This window comes from Stenotrophomonas sp. 3diitr2024, from assembly GCF_042136455.1.
In the GTDB taxonomy this organism is placed as follows: Bacteria; Pseudomonadota; Gammaproteobacteria; order Xanthomonadales; family Xanthomonadaceae; genus Stenotrophomonas; species Stenotrophomonas sepilia.
On the sequence record NZ_JBHHMJ010000463.1, the window covers coordinates 1 to 3352 of the forward strand.

At 64.3% G+C, this 3352-nt stretch carries 3 protein-coding genes; 1 reads left to right on the forward strand and 2 read right to left on the reverse strand.

The window, feature by feature from the left end; genetic code table 11:
* Positions 1-125 precede the first annotated feature (125 nt).
* On the forward strand, positions 126-1217 hold the full coding sequence (locus ABGA94_RS11750; protein ID WP_005421187.1) for a PA0069 family radical SAM protein: 1092 nt from the start codon (positions 126-128) through the stop codon (positions 1215-1217).
* 55 nt (positions 1218-1272) lie between these two features.
* Here ABGA94_RS11750 and ABGA94_RS11755 read toward each other — a convergent pair whose 3' ends face one another.
* Complete coding sequence (locus ABGA94_RS11755) at positions 1273-1980, reverse strand: 2OG-Fe(II) oxygenase (RefSeq protein WP_032957940.1); 708 nt, start codon at positions 1978-1980, stop codon at positions 1273-1275.
* Positions 1981-2088: 108 nt separating this feature from the next.
* Complete coding sequence (locus ABGA94_RS11760; RefSeq protein WP_005421178.1) at positions 2089-3105, reverse strand: class 1 fructose-bisphosphatase; 1017 nt, start codon at positions 3103-3105, stop codon at positions 2089-2091.
* Positions 3106-3352: the final 247 nt, after the last annotated feature.

Below are 3352 nucleotides of genomic sequence, written 5' to 3' on the forward strand. Positions count from 1 at the left end.
TAGGCTCGGCTCTACAAGGTATCCGTATCCACTGTAGAGCCGAGCCCACGCTCGGCTCAGACTTGCCCTGAACCCTTCAGACAGCCGTCGCAGCCATTGAGACGGCCACGGCGTACGCTGCCGCAATGGGTATTGCGATCAAGGGCCGAGGTTCCACGTCCCACCTCGCCGGACGCTTCGAAAGCACCGTCAGCGAGGCGGTGGACGACGGCTGGGCGGTCGATGAGAGCGAGGAGTTCCTCGCGCCGCGCCTGCGCACCGAGGTGCGCGCCGAGACCGCGCGCAGCATCATCACCCGCAACACTTCGCCGGACGTCGGCTTCAGCCAGTCGGTGAATCCGTATCGCGGCTGTGAGCATGGGTGTTCCTACTGCTTCGCGCGTCCTTCCCATGCCTATCTGAACCTGTCACCTGGTCTGGACTTCGAGACCAAGCTGTTCGCCAAGACCAATGCGCCTCAGCTGCTGCGCAAGGAACTGTCGAAACCCGGTTACGTGCCGCAGCCGATCGCGCTGGGCATCAACACCGATGCGTATCAGCCGATCGAGCGCAAGTTCAAGCTGACCCGCCAGCTGATCGAAGTGATGCTGGAAACCAGGCATCCGTTCTCGCTGATCACCAAGAACGCACTGGTCGAGCGCGACATTGATCTGCTCGCGCCGCTGGCGGCGGAGAACCTGGTCAGTGTGCATTTCTCTGTGACCTCGCTGGACCCGCATCTCTCCGCGAAGCTGGAACCGCGCGCATCAGCACCCCATGCACGATTGCGCGCGATGAAGCGCCTGCATGACGCGGGTATCCCGGTGGGCGTGATGGTGGCACCGGTGATTCCGTGGATCAACGACAGCGAACTTGAAGCGGTGCTGGAGGCTGCGCACGATGCAGGCGCCAGTACCGCAGGCTACGTGCTGCTGCGCCTGCCGCTGGAAGTGGCGCCACTGTTCCGCGACTGGCTCGATACCCATCATCCCGATCGCGCCGCGCACGTGATGAGTACCATCCAGCAGCTGCGTGGTGGCAAGGACTACGACAGCCAGTTCGGCACCCGCATGCGCGGCCAGGGCGTGTATGCCGATCTGTTGAACAACCGCTTCAAGCTGGCGCGCAAGCGGTTGGGATTCAATGCGCAGAACAGCCATTGGCCGAAGCTGGATTGTAGCCGGTTCCAGAAGCCGTTGCCGCCGAAGAAGGATTCGCCGCAAGGGTCGTTGTTCTGAGGCCATCAGTCGAGCATGGCTCGACTGTAAATCAAGGCCGACGAGCAGTTCGGCGTCACCCCCCAAACAACTTCTGCGCACTCTGGAACAGGATCCAGCTGGTGGCGATGAACTTGTCGCCACCCTGTGGCCGATTGCCGCGATGGGTGTGGGTGAACGCCGTCGGCGCAATCAGCAAACTGCCGGTGCGCGGCGCGATCTTCCGCCCCTGGAACAGGAACTCGGTTTCGCCCTCGTCGAAGTCGTCATTGAGGTACAGCGTCCACAGCACATGCCGGTGCAGGGTCTCGGCCTGCGCATCCTTCGGGTACAGCTCGCAGTGCCAGTACGGGTAGCCACCCTCGCCCGCGGCGTACCACTGCAGGTTGATCGCACCCGGACGAAGGCAGGTGCGGGCCAGGTCGGCCAGCTGCTGTTGCGGCATGTCGGGGAAGTCCTCGGCAGACAGGCGTCGCGGTTGGCCATTGCTGTCCTGGATCTGCAACATCAGCGGGGCAATCAACGCCTGTGGATAACGGCGTAGATAAGTCAGCAGGCCGTTGAACACCGCGATCTGCAGCTGCTGATCAACATCCTGCCAGCCGTCCAGGCCACTGATGCGCAGATCCTTGCTGTGCTTGAGTTCCGGGAACACGCCACTGCCCACCGCACCGGGCAGCAGGCCACGCGTGGCACGCATGCGCTCGACGATGGCCGCGCAGACCTCACTGGGGACGGCGTTGTGGATGACTTCGATGAAATCGACCGGGCCCTGCTCGTGCATGCGTGCATTCCTTCGGCGGCAACGGCTTGATGGTGCCGTTTGCCGCCCGCGGTGTCACCCTGCGGTCATGTCATCGAACTGCCATGACCGCCGTCAGGCGTCGAGCCGTCAGCCCTGCGCTTCGTCGTGCGCGTGGTGGTAACGCACCGCTTCGGCCACTTCCTCGCGCGAACCCAGGAACACCGGCACGCGCTGGTGCAGCTGGTCGGGCTGGATGTCGAGGATGCGCTCGCGGCCGGTCCAGGCGGCGCCGCCGGCCTGTTCGACCAGCAGGCCCATCGGATTGGCTTCGTACATCAGGCGCAGCTTGCCGGCCTTGGACGGATCCTTCTTGTCCCACGGGTAGATGAAGATGCCGCCGCGGGTCAGGATGCGATGCACGTCGGCCACCATGCTGGCGATCCAGCGCATGTTGAAGTTCTTGCCGCGCGCGCCTTCCTTGCCGGCCAGCAGATCACTGACGTAGGCCTGCATCGGCGCTTCCCAGTGACGCTGGTTGGACATGTTGATGGCGAATTCCTGGGTGGCCGCCGGAATCTGCATGTTCTCGGTGGTCAGCACGAACTCGCCCTTCTCGCGGTCCAGGGTGAAGGCGTGGGTGCCATGGCCGACGGTCAGCACCAGCTGGGTGCTGGGCCCGTAGATGCAGTAGCCAGCGGCGATCTGCTTGCTGCCCGGTTGCAGGAAGGCGTCATCGCCCGGCAGCTCGACGTTGGTCGGGCAACGCAGCACCGAGAAGATGGTGCCGACGGAGACGTTGACGTCGATGTTGGAGCTGCCGTCGAGGGGATCGAACAGCAGCAGGAAATCACCGCGCGGGTAGATGTCCGGCACCGGCTGGCTGTGGTCCATTTCCTCCGAGGCGCAGGCGGCAAGGTGGCCACCCCAGGCATTGGCTTCGAGCAGGATCTCGTTGCTGATCACGTCCAGCTTCTTCTGTGCTTCACCCTGCACGTTGCCGGTACCGGCGTCGCCGAGCACGCCACCGAGGGCACCCTTGCTGACGGCGATGGAAATGCTGGTGCAGGCGCGGGCGACCACGGCGATCAGCTGGCGCAGGTCGGCATTGATGCGGCCGGCGTGCTGTTCCTGGATCAGGAAGCGGGTCAACGAAGTACGGGACATGGTCGGGCAGGTCTCGGCAGCGGGAAAACGCCTATTGTCGCCCGTCTGGCGGGGGCGTGCGTGAGCGCGGGAAGGCGTAATCGTTTCCAGATGCGTTGCGCTCGTGGCGCCTTCCTTCATGGAGGCACAGGGCGAGGTACACCGTGGCCAGGACACGCCGTAAACCCATCCATGGGGGCTCGGTCGGCGCATCCATGCGCCTCACGGTCCTGGCCACGGTGTACCTCGCCCTGCGCTTCAGGGTTCG

Coding starts and splice junctions, on each gene's coding strand:
- ABGA94_RS11755 (WP_032957940.1), bottom strand. CDS start 1,980: ATGCACGAGCAGGGCCCGGTCGATTTCATCGAAGTCATCCACAACGCC.
- ABGA94_RS11750 (WP_005421187.1), top strand. CDS start 126: ATGGGTATTGCGATCAAGGGCCGAGGTTCCACGTCCCACCTCGCCGGA.
- ABGA94_RS11760 (WP_005421178.1), bottom strand. CDS start 3,105: ATGTCCCGTACTTCGTTGACCCGCTTCCTGATCCAGGAACAGCACGCC.